This is a genomic window from Ensifer sp. ENS10 (assembly GCF_014852025.1).
Taxonomy (GTDB): Bacteria; Pseudomonadota; Alphaproteobacteria; order Rhizobiales; family Rhizobiaceae; genus Ensifer.
This window is the reverse complement of sequence record NZ_JACVAS010000002.1, coordinates 946,055-964,481: the sequence shown is the minus strand read 5'-3', so window position 1 is coordinate 964,481 and position 18,427 is coordinate 946,055. Positions and strand designations below refer to the sequence as shown.

At 62.7% G+C, this 18,427-nt stretch carries 22 protein-coding genes and 1 tRNA gene; 16 read left to right on the top strand and 7 right to left on the bottom strand.

The window, feature by feature from the left end; genetic code table 11:
• The first annotated feature begins 117 nt into the window (after positions 1–117).
• Positions 118–1,152, top strand: a complete 1,035-nt coding sequence (tdh, locus tag IB265_RS11640) for an L-threonine 3-dehydrogenase (RefSeq protein WP_192494792.1) — start codon at positions 118–120, stop codon at positions 1,150–1,152.
• Between the two features lie 14 nt (positions 1,153–1,166).
• Here the strand turns inward: tdh and IB265_RS11635 are convergent, their stop codons facing one another.
• A complete protein-coding gene (locus IB265_RS11635) occupies positions 1,167–1,625 on the bottom strand; it encodes a hypothetical protein (RefSeq protein ID WP_057254344.1) in 459 nt (152 codons plus the stop codon).
• Between the two features lie 218 nt (positions 1,626–1,843).
• Here IB265_RS11635 and IB265_RS11630 point away from each other — a divergent pair, with 218 nt between their 5' ends.
• From IB265_RS11630 to IB265_RS11615, 4 genes are all read left to right on the top strand, one after another.
• Positions 1,844–2,188, top strand: a complete 345-nt coding sequence (locus IB265_RS11630) for a GFA family protein (RefSeq protein ID WP_057253186.1) — start codon at positions 1,844–1,846, stop codon at positions 2,186–2,188.
• Positions 2,189–2,334: 146 nt separating this feature from the next.
• Entirely contained in the window at positions 2,335–2,559 is a 225-nt protein-coding gene (locus IB265_RS11625) for a hypothetical protein (protein ID WP_162261318.1), read from the top strand.
• Positions 2,560–2,648: 89 nt separating this feature from the next.
• The gene (rpoD, locus tag IB265_RS11620; RefSeq protein WP_057253188.1) at positions 2,649–4,706 is read left to right on the top strand and encodes an RNA polymerase sigma factor RpoD; all 2,058 of its coding nucleotides are present in this window, start codon (positions 2,649–2,651) and stop codon (positions 4,704–4,706) included.
• Between the two features lie 232 nt (positions 4,707–4,938).
• Positions 4,939–5,232, top strand: a complete 294-nt coding sequence (locus tag IB265_RS11615) for a GYD domain-containing protein (protein ID WP_057253192.1) — start codon at positions 4,939–4,941, stop codon at positions 5,230–5,232.
• Positions 5,233–5,260: 28 nt separating this feature from the next.
• Here IB265_RS11615 and IB265_RS11610 read toward each other — a convergent pair whose 3' ends face one another.
• Positions 5,261–6,076: a DUF2066 domain-containing protein gene (locus IB265_RS11610; protein WP_112996858.1), complete on the bottom strand. Its 816-nt coding sequence runs from the start codon at positions 6,074–6,076 to the stop codon at positions 5,261–5,263.
• An 87-nt stretch (positions 6,077–6,163) separates the two neighbouring features.
• Between IB265_RS11610 and IB265_RS11605 the strand changes: the two genes are divergently transcribed.
• The gene (locus IB265_RS11605; RefSeq protein ID WP_057253193.1) at positions 6,164–6,733 is read left to right on the top strand and encodes a hypothetical protein; all 570 of its coding nucleotides are present in this window, start codon (positions 6,164–6,166) and stop codon (positions 6,731–6,733) included.
• 96 nt (positions 6,734–6,829) lie between these two features.
• Here IB265_RS11605 and IB265_RS11600 read toward each other — a convergent pair whose 3' ends face one another.
• Positions 6,830–7,282, bottom strand: coding sequence for a VOC family protein (locus IB265_RS11600; protein ID WP_057253195.1), 453 nt, complete (start codon positions 7,280–7,282; stop codon positions 6,830–6,832).
• Positions 7,283–7,434: 152 nt separating this feature from the next.
• Here IB265_RS11600 and IB265_RS11595 point away from each other — a divergent pair, with 152 nt between their 5' ends.
• From IB265_RS11595 to IB265_RS11575, 5 genes are all read left to right on the top strand, one after another.
• The gene (locus tag IB265_RS11595) at positions 7,435–7,788 is read left to right on the top strand and encodes a DUF1428 domain-containing protein (RefSeq protein WP_057254348.1); all 354 of its coding nucleotides are present in this window, start codon (positions 7,435–7,437) and stop codon (positions 7,786–7,788) included.
• Positions 7,789–7,913: 125 nt separating this feature from the next.
• Positions 7,914–8,336, top strand: a complete 423-nt coding sequence (locus IB265_RS11590; protein ID WP_057253197.1) for a secondary thiamine-phosphate synthase enzyme YjbQ — start codon at positions 7,914–7,916, stop codon at positions 8,334–8,336.
• 105 nt (positions 8,337–8,441) lie between these two features.
• Entirely contained in the window at positions 8,442–8,846 is a 405-nt protein-coding gene (locus tag IB265_RS11585) for a ketosteroid isomerase-related protein (protein WP_057253198.1), read from the top strand.
• Positions 8,847–8,972: 126 nt separating this feature from the next.
• Positions 8,973–9,278 carry a hypothetical protein gene (locus IB265_RS11580; protein WP_057253200.1) on the top strand — a complete coding sequence of 102 codons (306 nt, stop codon included), beginning with the start codon at positions 8,973–8,975 and terminating at the stop codon, positions 9,276–9,278.
• A gap of 366 nt (positions 9,279–9,644) precedes the next feature.
• Positions 9,645–10,049: a hypothetical protein gene (locus tag IB265_RS11575; protein WP_057253202.1), complete on the top strand. Its 405-nt coding sequence runs from the start codon at positions 9,645–9,647 to the stop codon at positions 10,047–10,049.
• Positions 10,050–10,503: 454 nt separating this feature from the next.
• On the opposite strand, the gene IB265_RS11570 is transcribed toward IB265_RS11575, so the two are convergent.
• Positions 10,504–11,244: an SIMPL domain-containing protein gene (locus IB265_RS11570; RefSeq protein WP_057253203.1), complete on the bottom strand. Its 741-nt coding sequence runs from the start codon at positions 11,242–11,244 to the stop codon at positions 10,504–10,506.
• Positions 11,245–11,501: 257 nt separating this feature from the next.
• On the opposite strand from IB265_RS11570, the gene IB265_RS11565 reads away from it, so the two are divergent.
• The 3 genes from IB265_RS11565 (at position 11,502) to IB265_RS11555 (ending at position 13,894) form a co-directional block, all read left to right on the top strand.
• Positions 11,502–11,577, top strand: a tRNA-Ile gene (locus IB265_RS11565).
• A gap of 764 nt (positions 11,578–12,341) precedes the next feature.
• Positions 12,342–12,695 carry a hypothetical protein gene (locus tag IB265_RS11560; protein WP_058324750.1) on the top strand — a complete coding sequence of 118 codons (354 nt, stop codon included), beginning with the start codon at positions 12,342–12,344 and terminating at the stop codon, positions 12,693–12,695.
• Positions 12,696–12,877: 182 nt separating this feature from the next.
• The gene (locus IB265_RS11555) at positions 12,878–13,894 is read left to right on the top strand and encodes a glycoside hydrolase family 26 protein (RefSeq protein WP_192494791.1); all 1,017 of its coding nucleotides are present in this window, start codon (positions 12,878–12,880) and stop codon (positions 13,892–13,894) included.
• Positions 13,895–14,014: 120 nt separating this feature from the next.
• Here IB265_RS11555 and IB265_RS11550 read toward each other — a convergent pair whose 3' ends face one another.
• From IB265_RS11550 to IB265_RS11540, 3 genes are all read right to left on the bottom strand, one after another.
• A complete protein-coding gene (locus IB265_RS11550) occupies positions 14,015–14,254 on the bottom strand; it encodes a DUF982 domain-containing protein (RefSeq protein ID WP_057253209.1) in 240 nt (79 codons plus the stop codon).
• Between the two features lie 128 nt (positions 14,255–14,382).
• Positions 14,383–15,105: a GntR family transcriptional regulator gene (locus IB265_RS11545; RefSeq protein ID WP_082616102.1), complete on the bottom strand. Its 723-nt coding sequence runs from the start codon at positions 15,103–15,105 to the stop codon at positions 14,383–14,385.
• Positions 15,106–15,310: 205 nt separating this feature from the next.
• Complete coding sequence (locus IB265_RS11540) at positions 15,311–16,105, bottom strand: DUF1194 domain-containing protein (protein ID WP_057253211.1); 795 nt, start codon at positions 16,103–16,105, stop codon at positions 15,311–15,313.
• A 157-nt stretch (positions 16,106–16,262) separates the two neighbouring features.
• On the opposite strand from IB265_RS11540, the gene IB265_RS11535 reads away from it, so the two are divergent.
• Both IB265_RS11535 and IB265_RS11530 read left to right on the top strand, forming a co-directional pair.
• Complete coding sequence (locus IB265_RS11535) at positions 16,263–17,570, top strand: glucoamylase family protein (RefSeq protein ID WP_057253213.1); 1,308 nt, start codon at positions 16,263–16,265, stop codon at positions 17,568–17,570.
• Positions 17,567–18,415, top strand: coding sequence for a (2Fe-2S)-binding protein (locus tag IB265_RS11530; RefSeq protein WP_244495686.1), 849 nt, complete (start codon positions 17,567–17,569; stop codon positions 18,413–18,415). Before IB265_RS11535 ends, IB265_RS11530 begins: the two co-directional genes overlap by 4 nt.
• Positions 18,416–18,427: the final 12 nt, after the last annotated feature.

Sequence of the window (18,427 nt, the reverse complement as noted above, 5' to 3'; positions counted from 1 at the left end):
GCTCGCAGGAGAGGGGATGGAAGGTTGCCACAGGTCCCTTCTCCCCGTGGTGACGGGGAGAAGGTGGCGGCAGCCGGATGAGGGGCAAGCCCCAGAGAAGGTTTGGTGGAGGCTATAATGACGAACATGATGAAGGCGCTGGTCAAATCGAAGCCGGAAGAAGGCCTCTGGATGGAGCGGGTGCCGGTGCCGGAGATCGGCCCGAACGACGTGCTGATCAAGGTGAAGAAATCGGCGATCTGCGGCACCGACGTGCACATCTGGAACTGGGACCAGTGGGCGCAGAAGACCATCCCGGTGCCGATGGTCGTCGGCCACGAGTTCATGGGCGAGATCGCCGAGGTCGGCTCGGCCGTCACCAAGTACCATGTCGGCGAGCGGGTGTCGGGCGAGGGCCATATCGTCTGCGGCAAATGCCGCAACTGCCGCGCCGGCCGTGGGCATCTGTGCCGCAACACGCTCGGCGTCGGCGTCAACCGGCCGGGCTCCTTCGGCGAGTTCGTCTGCCTGCCGGAATACAACGTCGTGCCGATCCCTGAGGACGTGCCGGACGAGATCGCGGCAATCTTCGATCCGTTCGGCAATGCCGTGCACACGGCCTTGTCCTTCGATCTCGTCGGCGAGGATGTGCTCGTCACCGGCGCCGGGCCGATCGGCATCATGGGGGCACTGGTTGCCAAGCGCTCGGGTGCGCGCAAGGTGGTGATCACCGACATCAACCCGACGCGGCTGGCGCTCGCCAAAGGCGTCGGCATCGATTACGTCGTCGACGCCTCGAAGCAAAACCTCGCCGACGTGATGAAGGCGATCGGCATGACCGAGGGCTTTGATGTCGGGCTGGAGATGTCGGGAGCGGCACCGGCCTTCCGCGACATGATCGACAAGATGAACAATGGCGGCAAGATCGCCATCCTCGGCATCGCGCCGGCCGGTTTCGAGATCGACTGGAACAAGGTGATCTTCAAGATGCTCAACCTCAAGGGCATCTACGGCCGCGAGATGTTCGAGACCTGGTACAAGATGATCGCCTTCGTCCAGGGCGGTCTCGATCTATCCCCGGTCATCACCCACCGCATCAGGATCGACGAATTCCGCGACGGCTTCGAGGCCATGCGCTCCGGCAACTCCGGCAAGGTGGTGATGGACTGGTAAGGCGCTGGGGCGGCTCAGTTGGCGAGGCCGAACTGGATCTCGATCTCGTGGTAGCGGGCGCCTTGGCCCGTCCAGCGATGATAGATCTCGCGGCTCTCGCCGGAGAAATTGTGCCTGCTCATCTCGATCTGCCCGACGAGCGGTGCGTAGCCCTGGGTAAAGAGGCTGCGCATCGGCCCCTGATGCCGGGCGGACGCCACCATGATCGGTTCCAGATCGATCAGGTCAAGGTCGCCGCCATAGTCGTCACCGCCGGTGACCGGGCGGCAGATGCGCCAGTCGAACAGGGTCTTGGCATTTTTCGGCAGGTTCTGCGCGATGAAAATCCAGGGCCCCGCGGGTGCCAGGCGAGAGCGTTCCATCTCCGCCTCGATGACAGGCGCCAGCGCGGCGCTTTCACTTTTGACGTCGGGAATGGTGAGGCGCCGCGCGATCGATAGCACGCGCATGGCGTCGGTTTCCTTGATGAGCATTTGAGCCTCCATGAGATCGGCGGCGAAGGTCGTCCGCGATCGGGTCGGGCGCAAGCGAGAAACCGGAATAATCTTGCGAATTTCCGTCTGAAATGGGCTTCTCGGGGAATGGATTTGCGCGGATATCACCGCTCGCAAACCCGCTTGCTTGGACGCTCTGTCGCTCTATCTTGGCCGGAGATCGAAAGGGTTGTTGGCGGAAAAGGGGAGATCGGTGCATGCGTTATGAGGGAAGCTGCCATTGCGGCAAGATCGCCTTCGAGGTGGAAGGGGACTTCGCCGAGGCGGTCGATTGCAATTGTACGCTATGCCGCCGCCGCGGCGGGCTGCTCGCTTTCGTGGCCCGAGACAGGCTGACGATGAAGACACCGGAAACGGACCTCTCGACCTATCTCTTCAACAAGCATGTCATCCAGCATCATTTTTGCGATACCTGCGGCATCGCCCCTTTCGGCGAAGGTGAGGGGCCGCATGGGAAGATGGCGGCGATCAACCTGCGCTGCCTGCCGGAGTTCGATCTGGAGGCGGTCAGGATCGTCAAATACGACGGTCGTTCGGTTTAGGAGCAGGGAAAAGATGAAGCCCTGGTTGCGATGCGGATATGGCACAACGGGACCTTGCCGATTAAATCGGGGGCACCCTTGTCTTTTGGCAGGCAGCGCCTACATCTTCAGCGGAAGCTGATAAACCCCAAAAAGCGATAGGAACGGTGATTTTTGCCGAATCAGCCGGTTTTTCAGCGGAAATGCTTGACGGGATCGAAAATTCTGGGAATCACCATTTCCGAATAAGAAATGGCGAAATGACACGGCGGTTAGGGAATCATGCCAGAGGCGTTTCAGTGGCAGGACTGTCGAAGCTTGCCCGCTTTGCCACGATCGCATTCGTGGTTAAACAGGAATTAAACATCATCCCGTTACGTCAGGGGAAATGATTCGGTGGCGGGTACGCGGCGTGCCCGAACCTTCGAGCGGCATTTGCACCGGGCTCACGCCGGTTGCGACAAGGAAAGCGACGAACTAAATGGCAACCAAAGTCAAAGAAAACGAAGAAGCTGACGTAGAACGCGAAGGTGCTCCGGACGGTCCGCTTCTCGATCTTTCCGACGACGCTGTCAAGAAGATGATCAAGGCCGCCAAGAAGCGCGGCTACGTGACGATGGACGAGCTCAACTCCGTCCTTCCGTCCGAGGAAGTCACCTCCGAACAGATCGAAGACACGATGGCGATGCTGTCCGACATGGGCATCAACGTGATCGAGGACGAGGAAGCCGAAGAGGCTGCCGGCGGCGGTGACGACGAGGCGAGCGACGACGACGGCGAGAGCGAAGGCGGCGAACTCGCCCCTTCCAGCGGCACGGCGCTTGCGACCAGCAAGAAGAAGGAACCGACCGATCGTACCGACGATCCGGTCCGCATGTATCTGCGCGAGATGGGCTCGGTCGAACTCCTGTCCCGCGAAGGCGAAATCGCGATTGCCAAGCGCATCGAGGCTGGCCGCGAGACGATGATCGCCGGTCTCTGTGAGAGCCCGCTGACGTTCCAGGCGCTGATCATCTGGCGCGACGAACTGAACGAAGGCCAGACGCTGCTGCGCGAGATCATCGATCTCGAAACCACCTATTCCGGTCCTGAGGCCAAGGCTGCTCCGCAGTTCCAGAGCCCGGAAAAGATCGAGGCTGACCGCAAGGCTGCCGAGGAGAAGGAAAAGACCCGCAAGGTGCGCACGGCCGCCAACGACGACGACATCACCAATGTCGGCGGCGATGTCATGCCGACCGAGGAGGAAGAGGAAGACGACGACGAGTCGAACCTCTCGCTCGCCGCCATGGAAGCGGAACTGCGCCCGCAGGTCATGGAAACCCTCGACATCATCGCCGAGACCTACAAGAAGCTGCGCAAGCTGCAGGACCAGCAGGTGGAAGCCCGCCTTGCTGCGACCGGCACGCTTTCGCCCGCTCAGGAGCGCCGCTACAAGGAGCTCAAGGACGAGCTGATCAAGGCGGTCAAGTCGCTGTCGCTCAACCAGAACCGCGTCGACAGCCTGGTCGAGCAGCTCTACGACATTTCCAAGCGGCTGATGCAGAACGAAGGCCGCCTGCTGCGGCTTGCCGAATCCTACGGCGTCAAGCGCGACTCGTTCCTCGAACAGTATTCGGGCGCCGAACTCGACCCGAACTGGATGAAGTCGATCAGCAACCTGGCCGGCAAGGGCTGGAAGGAATTCGCCAAGAGCGAAAACCAGACGATCCGCGACATTCGCCAGGAGATCCAGAATCTCGCCACCGAAACCGGTATCTCGATCGCCGAGTTCCGCCGCATCGTCTCCATGGTGCAGAAGGGCGAGCGCGAAGCGCGCATCGCCAAGAAGGAGATGGTCGAAGCGAACCTGCGCCTCGTCATCTCCATCGCCAAGAAATACACCAACCGCGGCCTGCAGTTCCTCGATCTGATCCAGGAAGGCAATATCGGCCTGATGAAGGCGGTCGACAAGTTCGAGTACCGCCGCGGTTACAAGTTCTCGACCTACGCCACCTGGTGGATCCGTCAGGCGATCACCCGGTCGATCGCCGACCAGGCCCGCACGATCCGTATTCCGGTGCACATGATCGAGACGATCAACAAGATCGTCCGTACCTCGCGCCAGATGCTGCACGAGATCGGCCGCGAGCCGACGCCGGAAGAGCTGGCCGAAAAGCTCGCCATGCCGCTCGAAAAGGTGCGCAAGGTCCTGAAGATCGCCAAGGAGCCGATCTCGCTCGAAACGCCTGTCGGTGACGAAGAAGACTCGCACCTCGGCGACTTCATCGAAGACAAGAACGCGCTGCTGCCGATCGACGCCGCCATCCAGGCGAACCTGCGCGAGACGACCACCCGCGTTCTCGCCTCGCTGACGCCGCGCGAAGAGCGCGTATTGCGCATGCGCTTCGGCATCGGCATGAACACCGACCACACGCTCGAAGAAGTCGGCCAGCAGTTCTCGGTCACCCGCGAACGTATCCGCCAGATCGAAGCGAAGGCGCTCCGGAAGCTCAAGCATCCGAGCCGCTCCAGGAAGCTGAGAAGCTTCCTGGACAGCTAAGCAATCCGCAAGCTGCGCTCGTTCCTGGACAGCTAAGCCGCACGCCTCACAGAAAACCGAGAAAGCCGGGCCGATCGCCCGGCTTTTTCGTTTCGGCCTCACCCAAGCGATTTATTGTGAGGCTCTGCGCCCAGGAGTATAGTCGCGCTTTCGCAGCAATCTGGGGCACCCCGTCTAAGTCGCGGGAGCAATCGCACCGCGGGCGTGAAGCGTGCCCCCGTGGAGGTGTAGGATGACCACTTATGTCATGCTCCTCAACTGGACCGAGCAGGGCGTCAAGAATGTGCGCGAGTCTCCGAAACGGCTCGACGCGGCAAGGCAAGTGCTCGGCGAGATGGGCGGCTCCTTCAAGCATTTCTTTCTGACCATGGGCGACTACGACATGGTGGCCGTCGTCGAGGCACCCGATGACGCGATCGCCGCACGCTTCGCCCTCACGCTCGGCATGGCCGGCAATGTGCGCTCGACCACGCTCAAGGCATTTCCAGAGGCAGCCTATCGCGAACTGATTGCCTCGCTCGGATAGGCTGAACGGCCAGCGATACTGGATCTGCTCAGGGCGACCCGTTTCCGGAGAGGATGCGGGCCGCTCCGCGTAGCGCATTGCGGAAAGCGTCGTCGAAGCTGACGCCGCTGACCTGCCATTCATAGCTTTTACCGGCGGACAGCATCCGCCAATTGACGTTCCAGCCGCGCGCTTGATCGGACCAGACCAGTGTGCCCGCAAGCGTCACGTCCCCCTCGCTCGGCATTGCGAGCCTGGCGAAGCTCTCCAGGCTCGCTTGCGATATCGTGGCAAAGTCCAGCTTTCCACCGGCGACGGTCGCCCTGTCCGGCAGGGTGACCGAGAGCGCCAGCGGTGTCGCGGCCGCGCGGAGCGAGTCGGCCATATAGGGGCTTTCGTCGCCGTCGCGCGCCAGCACGAAACGGCGCCTCTGATCCTCGACCGCCAGCAGTACGGCGATCACCGGGCGGGGCGCAAGCCATGGCTTTCGACCGAGCTTTGCAAGAAGCGGGTCAATCGTCGCCGGCGCGTAGCGGCAGGTGAGATCGTGCGGCCGATCGTGAGTGCCCTGTTCGTCGTGGATCGGGATACCTTCGAGCCGGTCGCGGTAGGAAAACGACGAGGCGAAGCTGCCGGCCTCAGCCACCAGCGCTGCGAAGCCGGGCGCGTCGAGGATCGTCGGATCACCCGACAGTTTGACCAAAACTTCACTGAGGCATTCGCGAAAGCCGATCTGCCGGTTGATCTCGCCGGTGCCGGTGACGATCGCGTCGCTCTGATAAAGCCGGCCGATGTCGCCGGCGTTTGCGGGACCGCCAAGGCCCGCGGCGAAGAGAAGCGGCAGCAGCATTCGTGACATCGCCATGCCGTTCTCCCGATCGTTCGCCTTTGAATCAAAAGAGATCCTTAACGTTTACACTTTATCAATCTCTCGGAAACCCGAGGTTCTGCGATGCGTTGCGTATTTGTCGTCGTCCTCCTGTTGCTGGCCGGCTGCGGAACGGTGCCGAGAGACACCCGGAATGCCTGTGCGGTTTTCGAGCAGCGAGATGGCCTGTTCAACAATTGGCGCCGTGCCGCCTATGGCGCCGAGCGCGAATACGGCGTGCCCGTGCCGATCCTGATGGCGACGATCTATACCGAGTCCGGCTTCCGCCATAATGCGCGGCCGCCGCGCACCAAGCTCTTCGGCTTCATCCCCTGGACGCGCGTTTCGACGGCCTACGGCTATTCCCAGGCGCTCGACGGCACCTGGGCGCGCTACCAGAGCGAGACCGGCCGCTGGGCGGCGCGACGCTCGGACTTCGGCGACGCCATCCGCTTCATTGCCTGGTATCACCGCGAGAGCGCACAGCAGAACGGTATCGCGCTCAACGACGCCTACCGGCTCTACGTCGCCTATTACCACGGCCACGCGGGCTATGCGCGGGGCAACTGGAGCGATACGGCCAAGACCGGCGCCAAGCGGGCGGCCGGCATGGCTTCGATCTACAATCGGCAATTACGCGGCTGCGGCAGCTAGAGCGTTTCCGGTCAAAAACGGGCCCGCGGAAACTCTCCAGCTGTTTTTTACGCAATTCCGGACGCAAAACCGTTTCACACTTTAGCTGGAATTGCTTTAGCCGGCCGCGGCCCGCTCGAGTTCGGCGACCTCGATCTTGATCATGCCCATCATCGCCTGCTGGGCACGGGCGGCGCGTGCCGGATCGGGATCGCTGAGGTGTCGCATCAGCGCGTCGGGAATGATCTGCCAGGCAAGGCCGAACTTGTCCTTCAGCCAGCCGCAATGCTGCGGCGTGCCGCCTTCGAGCAACCGGCTCCAATAGTAGTCGACCTCCGTCTGGTCGGCGCAGCGCACGAAAAACGATACCGCCTCGTTGAACTTGAAATGCGGGCCGCCGTTCAGCCCCATGAAGTGCTGCCCCTCGAGTTCGAAGCTCGCGGTGAAGGCCCTGCCATCAGGTCCCTTATTGATGTCGGTAACGCGGGCGTTGCGGAAGATGGAGGTGTAGAAGCCGATGGCTTCCTCCAGTTGATCGTCGAACCAGAGAAAGGGCGTGATCTTCTGCATGGATATGTCTCCCGTGGTGATTGGTACCAACTAAGGACGAACGGGCGATGCCCGTTCCGACAGGCGCCGCTTAAAAAAAATTGGAACTGGTGTCGGAACCTTTATGCCCCGAGCGTCCTATGCTGGTCGAAAGAACCAAGGAGGATTTCTCAATGAACTATGTGGATGGTTTTGTCGTTGCCGTGCCGAAGGCGAATATCGAGGCGTACAAGGCGATGGCCAAGGCGGCCGGCGATGTCTGGATGGAGTATGGCGCGCTCTCCTACAACGAATGCCTGGCAGATGACGTGCCCTATGGCGAGGTGACGTCCTTCCCCCGCTCGGTGCAGGCCAAGGACGACGAGACCGTGGTCTTCTCGTGGATCGCCTATAAGTCCCGCGCCGACCGCGACACGATCGTCGCCAAGGTGATGGCCGATCCGCGGCTGCAGGGCGATGCCTGGAAGGAAGTCTTCGACGGCAAGCGCATGATCTATGGCGGCTTCCAGACGTTCCTCGAGATGTAGCGGCGCGTTGCCTTTTTCCTGCGGTCACTGCCTTGGACCGGGAACGGTCCAGGGGTAGAAGCGTTGGGCACATCAACGCGTTGCACCTGCCTTGCAGCCGGTGCAATTGCCGGCTGGAGATCGACATGCCGCAGACGAGCATCACCATTTCCACACGCGGCCAGGGGCTCTACGAGTTCACGGACGAGGCGGCCGCCTTCGTGCGGGCCAATACGGACGGCGAGGGGCTTTTGACCGTCTTCGTCCGGCACACGTCCTGTTCGCTTCTCATCCAGGAAAATGCCGACCCGGATGTGAGGCGCGACCTCGACGCCTTTTTCCGCCGTCTGGTGCCGCCATCCTCCGATCCCTCGATGAGCTGGGTCGTGCACACCCAGGAAGGACCGGATGACATGCCGGCGCATATCAAGGCGGCGCTGACGCCGGTTTCGCTCGGCATTCCCGTTGCCCGTGGTCGTATGCTGCTTGGCACCTGGCAGGGGATCTACCTCTTCGAACATCGCGACCGGCCGCACCGCCGCGAGATCGTGCTGCACCTTGGCGCTTGATGCCTGTCCGATCGATGCGACAGGGCGCAATTGACCGGAACGGGATCCGTTCTAGTTAGAGCATGGAGACCAAAGGGCGACAGCGCGGCGTCGGAGAGGAACAGGATGACGGATGCACAGACCATTGCCAATCGCTTCATCGAAGCGCTGAACCAACGTGATTTCGAGGCGCTGGCTCGGCTCGTCCATGAGGATGTCGAGCTCGATTCGCTGACCGGCCAGCGCACTGTCGGCGTTGGCCCCTTGCGCGCCTGGCTGATGAATTATCTGCGCCGTTTCGACGAACAGTTCGGCGATGTGGTGTTGATGCGCGATGCCTTCGGCCAGCGGGTGGCGGCGGACCTGACGGCGCGCGGAACCTATCGCGAAACGATGGAGGGCTTCCCCGCCGCGTCCGGCCAGAGCTATTCCATTCCAAGCGTGCTGATCTTCGAGATCGAAGACGGCGCCATCACCCGCCTCAGCCACTATCGCAACATCCGCGTTTTCGAACGGGCGCTTGCCGGCTGACGAGAGCTCGGATTGACAGAAACGCGCGATGGCGGAAATTTACGATGGCAGGCGCGCGCGAGCCGCCTATCCTAGGGCACCGGTTGCCGACCGGATTGTTGTTTTGCGTTGACCAGGAGAAGATCCATGAAAGCCATGTTTCGCAATTCGGTTCTGGCGGTTGCGCTCGCCGTGACGAGCTTCGCGAGCCTGCCGGCGGAGGCTGCGGCCCGGATGCCGCTGCCGACGATGGAGCGTGGCGACGTCGATCTCGTTCGCCATCGCGGCTACTGCTCGCCGCGCGAAGCACTGCGCAGGGCCTGGCGCCTGGGCTTCCAACGCGCCCGGGTCGAGCGGGTCACCCATTCCCGTGTCGTCGTGGTCGGTTGGCGCCGCGGGTATTTGAGCCGGGTCGTCTTCGCCAATGCCTATGGTTGCCCGCGAATCGGCTGACCACCACCTTCGACGCCAGAAGATACCTCGGCGTTGTTTGGGCGCGGCCATCCCGGCGGCGCCTGATTTGCCTTTGCCGCGATGATCGTGCGGGCGATTTGCTCCTTGCGTTCCGAGCCGCTTCGTTGCGCGTCTTGATCGCAAGAAGTCATTTTGGATCAGTAGCTTATCATTCACAAGCGCTCCGTGTGACCGCCTTCCTTGCAAGGCGAATCTCGCGCCAAAGAGGGGCGGATCGCGCTCCGGCATTCTGAACCTCCCGTGAACACCAGGTTCCGCTGTCGTTCAGCTTGGGAAACCTATCCTTTGCTCAATCGCTTGGGACGGTGATTGCCCCATTGAACCCTTCAAGCCTGGAGAGATGTCATGAAGAACCGCTTTTTTAACGCCGCAGCCGCAGTCGTCATTGGATTGACTGGCCTGCTTGGTGCAGCCTCCACCGCTTCGGCGGACTCGATCGAGTTCGGCTTCGGCCCGGGCGTCGACGTGCAGTACCGCGACGACGTGCAGTACCGCGACTATAACGGCGGCTACGGTGACGAAGGCGACTGGGGTCGCGGCCGCGGCCGTGACCGCCACTGGGATCGTGATCGCCGCGGCCGCTGCGCACCGTGGATGGCCGTCGACAAGGCCCGCGATCGCGGCCTGCGCCGCGCCTATGTCGCCGACGTCACGCCGCGCCGCGTCGTCGTCGAAGGCCGCCGCCACGGCTACCGCCAGACGATCGTCTTCGCAAACGCCCGCGGCTGCCCGACGATCGGTCGCTGGTAACAAATCTTCCCGCCTTGTCTCCCCCGTCCGGCGGAAGAATGGCCCCTCATGCTTCGGCATGGGGGGCCTTTTTCGTTTTTGCCAACGGGTGGTCATGCCCAGGCACGCGCTCCGAGGCGGCCCCTCTGCCAGCTATTTTGGGAAAACGCCTCTCCTCGAGCACCATCCTCGAGCCTGACCCGCGCCGACGCGCACATCGATGACGGTCTTGATCCTCGCCTCAAGGGCGAGGATGACCGTGCGTGGGGCGAGCCGGTTTCGACCCAAAGGCTTCCTTTGGCGGTCGGACTGTCGGTAGCCGCAACCGCGGCAATACCTGCTTCGCACCTCCACACACATCCGCAGGCGCACACTCGGCGTGCCGCCCAAAAACACTTCGCCCCCGGCGCCGATCTCCGGCACCAGGGGCGAGGATTAGGTGAAAGCCCACGCGGTTGCGGCGGGCCTTGCAAGCTTACTGCTTGATTTCGAAGGTCACGTTGACCGTGACGTTGTAGCTGTTCTCGCCGGTTGCGACCGGCACGGCATCGGCGGCATATTCCTTGGCCATGCCGGCGCGCATCATCGGGACCGGCTCGGGACGGAAGCCCTGTTCTGAGATGTTGAGGATCTTGCCGATCGAGACGCCTGCAGCTTCGGCGAGAACCTTCGCCTTGACGATGGCGTCGGCGACCGCCGCCTTGCGCGCCTCGGTGATGACCCCTTCCGGCTTGTCGTTGGTGAATTGCACGCCGCCGCCCTGGTTCACGCCGAGCGTCACCGACTTGTCGACGATTTCGCCGAGCTTGGCGAGGTCACGCACGCGGACGCTGACGCCGTTTACCACCTGGTAGCCGATCAGCTCCGGCGGGCGATTGCCGCCGTCGGTATTGGTCGGATAGTTGTATTGCGGGTTCACCGAAAAGCCGCTCGTCTGCAGGTCGCGATCGGCAATGCCGTCGGCCCTCAACGCCTTTAGCACTTCGGCCATGGCCTTGTTGTTGGCGTCCAGCGCTTCGCGGGCGGTCTTGGCGTCCTTGACGACGCTGAGCTGCAGGACCGCCATGTCGGGCGCGACCGTCGCGCGGCCTTCGCCGGCAACGACGATGGTTGCCTTGTCCTTGTCGGTCTCCTGCGCCTGAGCGGCGGCTACACCGGCAAAAGCGGCGGCAAAAGCGGCGATCGAAAGCGTGCGGGCAGTGCGTGTGGAAATCATGGTCTATGTCTCTCCGGTTGTTCCGTCCCTGGCGTCTTCATGCTCGGCGATTGTGTGAGCATTGCGGCAATGGCTTGTCGGCAAAAAGGTTTTCGGCTAGAGCCATTGCCACCGCGAACTGCCATTGGTTCGCGCACCTGGATCACTACGGTGCCACGCGTTTTTATCAGAGGCGCAAAGGTTGCTGTAGTACTTAGAGTTGCTGCATGTCTTATCCTCGAATCGGTACGTTTTGAGGACGCCTGCAGATCCAGCGTGGGCCTGTAGCTCAATGGTTAGAGCCGGCGGCTCATAACCGCTTGGTTGGGGGTTCGAGTCCCTCCGGGCCCACCATTCATCTCTCTCCAAATCGGCTGCCTGAAATGTGGAGAACGAAACATGTTGGGGTTGTTGCGCCAGGTTATCGACAGCCAGTAATTGTGCCTGTTCCAGAAGCCACATTACGGTTGAAGGTTGAAGGCCGGATGGCGAGCATTCATCGCGCCGGCTCTCTTTGAGCCCTGACCGGTACAGCAAAAAAAATGCCCGCAGGACGCGGGCAGTTTTGGAGTGGGCGCATACGCTCAAACATGTTGCGCCTGGCACCAAAGTGGCTGCCAGAGGTCAACGAACTGTAAATGCGCGGTGGCTAAAAATGAGGAATGGGGCGCTGTTTTCGTTCCATGGCGTGCCACTTGACCGATAAGCGTGGCGTTTGCGGCGTCTTTGCCGCCAATTTTCCGCTGTCGTGCGAGATTTTTCCTTGCGAACCATCCGGCGTTACCGTTGCCGCATCTACCACCGGGCGTGGTGGCCAGTGGAGTGGGTAGGGTCGCCGGTGGTGGGCGCGTTCGCCTTCGCGTCTCCTGTCGGGCAAGCATCTGGTTTTCCTGCTTTGTCTTCCCGATCCTGATGTCGCCTTCCGAGTCCAGTGTGCGATCGATCTGCGGCCGCGTTGGCGCATGGGCCAGTGCCTTCAGCTGCAACCGCTGGAAGAAAAGCCTAAGAAAGAATTTGTTAATTTAAGCAATTTATAATGGAAAGGGGGTTGAACAATGCCGCCATATCCCCCAAAGGAGGCACCGGGCGGCCATAGCCGCCAATTCGAAAGGATGCTTATGCGAGATAAGACCGCATGTGCCGGCGAGAGCCGAACCACCATTTCGGGTTTCAAGTATCTCGTACCGACCGCTTCCATTCTTGGCCTTCTGCTCCTGTCCGCCGGCTGCTCGTCGACGGTCATCGGTGAAACGCCGCTGTTTTCGTCGAGCCATTCCAGCGCCTATGCAAGTCCTTCGGTCAAGATACGCAAGGAAGAGAAGCAGTTGCGGGTCGCCGAGGCTGATGAGGATGTGGTCGCGCCGCAGCCGGTGAAAAAGAGCGCAACCAGCTATCTGGGCCGCGCGCCCTATATCTGTTCGCCGAGCGGCTTCGGCCGCACGTCGCACTGCTTCCTGAGAGCTTCGCTCTAACGGGACTGTCTCTGTTCGAGTTTGCTCTGTTCGAGTTTGCGTAACTCCGGTGCGGTGAAGCCGCCTCGGATCGTTGGGGATCGGGGCGATCCCCTCTTTGGCGGTGACCTTCTGACCGCCGCACGCGTGATGTGTCCGGTTTCATTCGCGGCGTCGAGAGACGATCCGCCGGAGAATGTTCGTTGTCTGCCAGACTTTTGAGAGCAGCCCTTGCCGCGGGAACGCTGGCGCTTTTTGCCGTCACCGGAACACCGGCGGCGCGCGCGGATGACCCGGCCGATGGCATCGACCGGGCGCTGACGACTGCGGCGATCGCGCCGCAGGCAAAAGGCGCAACGGAGAGGGCGGTCGCCATCGGCGTCTACGATCCACATGACGTCGTTGCCGACAGCGATGCGCTCGAGCTCGAACATGTCTTCGTCTACTGGCAGAAGCCGGACCGGGCGCTGTTGAAGCGCAAGATCGCGACCGCGGCGCGGCAGGGGCGGGCGTTGATGCTCTCGGTCGAGCCCTATACCCATGCCACCGACTGGCGCGCCGGCGGCGAAAGGCTGTTTGCCGATATCGGCAAAGGCCGCTTCGATCGCGAGATCGGCGACGTTTGTGCCCGTGCGGCCGCTTTCGATGGCCCGGTCTATGTGCGCTGGGGCCACGAGATGGAGGACCCCGACGGTCGCTATCCCTGGGCGCGCCCAGACAAGGAAGGCTACAAGAAGGCGTTTCGTTATTTCGTCGGCAAATGCCGGGAGCTGGCGCCGGAAGCGCGGTTCGTCTGGTCGCCGAAGGGCCATCGCAATCTCGCCGGTTATTATCCGGGTGACGATGTCGTCGATGTCGTCGGGATCCCCGTCTGGGGCCTGCAGAAGATGGATGTCGACTATTGGGGGCGTGAGCGTCGCTTCGGCGAGGCGCTGAACGAAAAATACCAGCGCGTCGCGGGCTTCGGCAAACCGGTCATGATCGCCGAACTTGGCGTTTCGGGCTCGGCGGACTACAGGCGCGCCTGGTACAAGGAAATCCTCGACCAACAGACCTATCGCCGGGCCTTTCCGCTCCTGACCACCGTCGTGTTCTTCAACGACAAGGAGCCTTACAAATGGCCGCTTGGCTATGGCTCGCCGGACTGGCGTCTCGACAAGGAAGCACTGAAGGCGCTTGCCGACCGTCAGACGAAGGAAGCGGCCGAACTCGCCGACTGATCGTCTCTTTCGTCAAAGGTGAAGCCGCGCTTGTTCCGCGCGCCCTTGGGGGGGCGATGCGCCGATCGTCCTTCGGCGCATCGTGAGAGACCCGATCTACGGACCTTGGGGACTTCCACGTCAGGCCAGAAGCAGGCCCGATTCGCGGGCAGCGGCAGCAAAGCAGCGGCTGGCCCGGTCCGTACTCGTCAATCCATCCAGCGCGTCCAGGCAGCGCCTGAGAGCCGCGCGGTATTCCCGTCCGCGACGTCCCGGCCATTGCCGCAGCAACTCGACGGCTTCGAAGACCGTTCTGACGACGGTCTGCCGTTTTGCAGATAACCGGAGGGGGATGGGAGTGGCGAAGAACTTCTCGCTCATTTGCTTTCCTCGTTCTCAGTCTTTTTCGAGCGCGAGGCCAACGCTGTGGCGCGGGAATGGTTCCGCCGGATCAGCGACTTTTTTCGGCCCGTGAACTTTTCGTGATTCCTGAAGTCTGAGGGCGGGCCCTAAAGCTCGAGTGCTGCCTTGAGGTCGGTCGATTTGTGGACGCGCAGGTCGAGATCGGCTTCGATATGGTCGATATGGTGGACCATCAGTTTGGCTGCGGTATCGACGTCGCCGCGTTCCAGCGCGTTGACGATCTCGTCGTGTTCGTTGTGGCCGCAGCTCGAAACGGTCGACTGGCCGTAAAGCGCGATCACCAGCGAGGAGCGGGCAATGAGTTCGTCCATGAAGCGGCGAAGAATGGCGTTGCGGCTGAGATCGGCGAGCGCCAGGTGAAAATCGCCTGATGCCTTGATCTCGGCGCGGCGGGCCGAGTGGCCGCGCTGTTCGGTGAGCTGCCGTTCGGCCGCCAGCATGCGCCGGAGCTCGGCGAGCTCGGCCTTGCCGATATGGGGCGCCGCGGCACGAACGACGCCGGGTTCGATCAGCCGGCGGGTCGCGAAGATCTGGCGGGCTTCGTCGATCGAGGGATGGGCGACAAAGGCGCCGCGGTTCTTCTCGACGCTGACGAGCCCTTCATAGGAGAGCGCCTGCAGGGCGGCGCGCACCAGCGTGCGGCTGACATTGAAGAGTTCGCCGACATCGCTTTCGGAAAGCTTGGTGCCGGGGGCGAGCCGCCGCTCGACGATCGCATCGCGCAACGTGTCGCGGATATGCTGACTGCCAGTGTCGGCGGCGGTGTCTGTGGCCATGTCGGCCAGTGGAGGCGTGGTGGTCAAGGACATGAATCGATCCGCGAAATAACGGCTCATCTTATCGCCGGGCGAAGCGAAGGGAAACGACAATCTGACGCGCATGGGTTGCGCGCCGACAACTGCATGTTTCCTTAAATCGTACCCGATTTAAGGACGAAACATGCAGCGTTTCAAAGTGCTAGGGCGACCATTGCGCGTCTGATAAGACGCGCGGCGCTGTAGGGGCGGCGAGGGGCTATTTGTCGAGTTCGGGATAGACGCGGTCGAGGAAGCCGGGCCTGAGCTTCTCGCCGATCAGGCAGTCGGATGCCGGAAGGGCATCGGCCAGGCGGACGGTGGGCGGCGGCGGCAGGCCGCTGACCTCGAGCACCAGCTTCTGGCGAATTGCGATCGAAAAATCCTCCGGCTCGTGCACCGGCAGCACGAAGGACCCGGGACCGCCGATGACGCATTCGGCGTAATACTGGTCGAGCGGGCCGGTCGAGACCGAGGGGCGGATGAGGATCGCAAGCCCGTTGATGGTGATGCCGCGGGCGACTGCCGTCTCGCGGGCGGGAATGACCGGCGGGCCGATATTGTTCGGGCCGTCGCCGGAAACGTCGATGACCCGGCGTATGCCGTTGAAGGCGTTCGAATCGATCAGCACCGTACCGTAGGTGATCGCGTTCGAGATCGACGTGCCGCGCCGGGTGCCGACCGGTCGCGCCTCGATCAGCTTGGCAAAGGCATCGGCGTCGGCGGCGGTTGAGATCACTTGCCAGGCGACGACGGAGGATTCGTTAACCGTTCCGGCCCATTCGAAATAGCCGATGGCGATCTTGCCCAGTTGCCCGCTTGCGACCGCATCGAGGAAATCGCGGTGCCGGAGCGCCTCCACGTAACCGGCGCGCTGGATGCGCGCCTCGTCCAGATCCATCGAGCCGGACATGTCGACGGCCAGGATCAGTTCGACATCGACATCCGTCGACGCGGCGGTCGATGGGCTCGGGCCACCACTCAATGAGAGGATCAACGCCAACACGCTCAACATCGCTTCAACCAGTCATTGCGCGCGGTCAGATTAGAAGAATGTAACACAGGATTGGATTTCGGCGACTATTTGGGTGTAGCTGGCCTTCAACAAAGAGTGATTTGCCGGCGTTAGCCCAAAAGGACGTATGACGGGGGCCAGGGGCCGGAAGGGCGGAATGCTGAAACAGACGGAAAATGCCGAGCTATTTCAAACCGATGGCCTGCAGAAGGCGGCGTTCGGATACTTCCTCGATCACGCCGATCCGGCCACCGGATTGATCGCGGACACGTCGCTGCCGGGCGCGCCGTCGAGTATTGCGGCGACCGGTTTCGGCCTTTCCTGTTATCCCATCGGCGTCGAGCGCGGGTGGATTTCGCGCCGCGAGGCGATCGGGCGGGTGTTGACCACGCTGCGCTTCCTGGCCGAGAGCCCGCAGTCGCGCGACCAGCGGGCGAGCGGCTATCGCGGCTTCTACTATCACTTTCTCGATATGCGGACCGGCGAGCGCACCTGGAGCAGCGAGCTCTCGACCGTCGATACGGCGCTGCTGATCGCCGGATGCCTGACCACCTCCGCTTATTTCTCCGGCGAGGACACGGGGGAATGCGAGATCCGCACGCTCGCCGAAAGGCTCTATGCTCGCGTGGATTGGCGCTGGGCGTTGAACCGCAGTGACACACTGACGATGGGCTGGCGCCCGCCCGGCCGGTTCCTGAAGCATCGCTGGCGCGGGTACAGCGAGGCGCTGCTGCTCTATGTGCTGGCGCTCGGGGCGCCCGATCATGCGATCGAGCCGGAGCACTACGCCGCCTTTACGGAGGGTTACGACTGGATCGCGGCTGACGGCGGGCCCCATCTCCATGCGGCGCCGCTGTTCATCCACCTGTTCCCGCAGGCCTGGCTTGACCTTCGCGGTCTCGGCGATCGGCCGATGCGCGAAAGGGGGACGGATTACTTCGAGAATACCCGGCGCGCCATCGCGCTGCAGCGCGACCATGCGTGGCGAAATCCCGGTGGCTTCGCCGGCTATGGCGAACGCCTCTGGGGGATCAGTGCCTGCCATGCGCCACGCGGCCGGCTGCGCCTCAAGGACGGACGCTGGCAGCGGCTTTTGGGCTACGTCAACCGCGGCGCACCCTTCGGTCCGGATGACGGCACGCTCGTGCCCTGGGCTGCAGCGGCCTGTCTGCCTTTCGATCCGGATGCGTCCCTATCGGCCCTCGGCCATGTCGCGGCCGGCTATCCCGGGCTTCTGAAGGAAGGGCGCTTTCCGGGCGGGTTCAATCCGAGCCTTGCAGGCGAGGGGCCTGCGGGTTGGATCGACGAGCGTGTCGTCGGCCTTGACCAGGGGCTCGTCGTGATGATGATCGAGAATTGGCGGAGCGGCTTCGTCTGGGAGCTGACACGCAGCCTGCCGGCGATCCGGCGCGGTCTTGAGCGCGCGGGATATGAGGGCGGCTGGCTGGCGACGGAGACGGCATGAATTCGAGAAATCACCAGCGGATGGCGCGGACGGTCGAGGGATATCCGCCGCAGGCGCTGGCAGTGGTCGAGCGGTTGCACGCGCAGTTCCCCGACGCCGGTGTCTCGCTCGGGCCGGCGGACAGTGCCTTCAGCGCACCGGCCGCCTTCTGGGCCGCTGGTGGGACCGGGATCGAGCAGAGCCTTGCCTATCAGGACTTTTTCGCAATCGGCATGACGGACCGGATTCGGGCGGCACATCTGATCGCCTTCTACAGCCGCCAGCTGAGTGTGGTTCTCGGCGCGCTCTATCTTGGCGCGGGTCTTCAGGCGCAGATCGCCGGGCTTCGCTTCGAAGAGTGGACCCGCCTTCACCATGATCGGGAAGTTGCCGGCAAGCGTTATCATTTCCGCCTCGGTGTGGCGGAAGGGCCGCAGCATGCCGAAGGCATCAGCGCTTTCGAGCGCGGCTTCACGGCCCATCTGGCGCCGGTCATCGCGGTCCTGAAAAAGCGCACCGGGCTTTCTTCCGGGGCGCAGTGGCGGCTGGCAGCGGATTCCCTTGCCGGAGCGTTCCTGGAGATCGGTCGCGCGATCGGTGACGAGGCGCGCGGCATGGCCGAGGCGCTTGCGATCGTCAAGCGGCGGGGCTCGCGGTTGTTCTCGGAAGAGCTCTGCTACGAGGAGATCTCCGCGGTCGATCCGGCAAGCGGCGCGCAACTGTCGCGCCAATATCGGATCCGTTGCGGCTGTTGCCTCTACTTCCAAACGGAGGGTGGCAGCTTCTGCGATACCTGCGTCCTGCTGGAGCCGGACGATCGCCGCGCGCGGCTGGCCGCGCATCTCATGCAAAACGGCGGGGCCTGAACCCCGCCGTCG

Coding starts and splice junctions, on each gene's coding strand:
- IB265_RS11585 (WP_057253198.1), top strand. CDS start 8,442: ATGACGGATGCACAGACCATTGCCAATCGCTTCATCGAAGCGCTGAAC.
- IB265_RS11575 (WP_057253202.1), top strand. CDS start 9,645: ATGAAGAACCGCTTTTTTAACGCCGCAGCCGCAGTCGTCATTGGATTG.
- IB265_RS11605 (WP_057253193.1), top strand. CDS start 6,164: ATGCGTTGCGTATTTGTCGTCGTCCTCCTGTTGCTGGCCGGCTGCGGA.
- IB265_RS11635 (WP_057254344.1), bottom strand. CDS start 1,625: ATGCTCATCAAGGAAACCGACGCCATGCGCGTGCTATCGATCGCGCGG.
- IB265_RS11540 (WP_057253211.1), bottom strand. CDS start 16,105: ATGTTGAGCGTGTTGGCGTTGATCCTCTCATTGAGTGGTGGCCCGAGC.
- rpoD (WP_057253188.1), top strand. CDS start 2,649: ATGGCAACCAAAGTCAAAGAAAACGAAGAAGCTGACGTAGAACGCGAA.
- IB265_RS11595 (WP_057254348.1), top strand. CDS start 7,435: ATGAACTATGTGGATGGTTTTGTCGTTGCCGTGCCGAAGGCGAATATC.
- IB265_RS11550 (WP_057253209.1), bottom strand. CDS start 14,254: ATGAGCGAGAAGTTCTTCGCCACTCCCATCCCCCTCCGGTTATCTGCA.
- IB265_RS11530 (WP_244495686.1), top strand. CDS start 17,567: ATGAATTCGAGAAATCACCAGCGGATGGCGCGGACGGTCGAGGGATAT.
- IB265_RS11630 (WP_057253186.1), top strand. CDS start 1,844: ATGCGTTATGAGGGAAGCTGCCATTGCGGCAAGATCGCCTTCGAGGTG.
- tdh (WP_192494792.1), top strand. CDS start 118: ATGACGAACATGATGAAGGCGCTGGTCAAATCGAAGCCGGAAGAAGGC.
- IB265_RS11560 (WP_058324750.1), top strand. CDS start 12,342: ATGCGAGATAAGACCGCATGTGCCGGCGAGAGCCGAACCACCATTTCG.
- IB265_RS11590 (WP_057253197.1), top strand. CDS start 7,914: ATGCCGCAGACGAGCATCACCATTTCCACACGCGGCCAGGGGCTCTAC.
- IB265_RS11570 (WP_057253203.1), bottom strand. CDS start 11,244: ATGATTTCCACACGCACTGCCCGCACGCTTTCGATCGCCGCTTTTGCC.
- IB265_RS11615 (WP_057253192.1), top strand. CDS start 4,939: ATGACCACTTATGTCATGCTCCTCAACTGGACCGAGCAGGGCGTCAAG.
- IB265_RS11610 (WP_112996858.1), bottom strand. CDS start 6,076: ATGGCGATGTCACGAATGCTGCTGCCGCTTCTCTTCGCCGCGGGCCTT.
- IB265_RS11535 (WP_057253213.1), top strand. CDS start 16,263: ATGCTGAAACAGACGGAAAATGCCGAGCTATTTCAAACCGATGGCCTG.
- IB265_RS11580 (WP_057253200.1), top strand. CDS start 8,973: ATGAAAGCCATGTTTCGCAATTCGGTTCTGGCGGTTGCGCTCGCCGTG.
- IB265_RS11600 (WP_057253195.1), bottom strand. CDS start 7,282: ATGCAGAAGATCACGCCCTTTCTCTGGTTCGACGATCAACTGGAGGAA.
- IB265_RS11545 (WP_082616102.1), bottom strand. CDS start 15,105: ATGTCCTTGACCACCACGCCTCCACTGGCCGACATGGCCACAGACACC.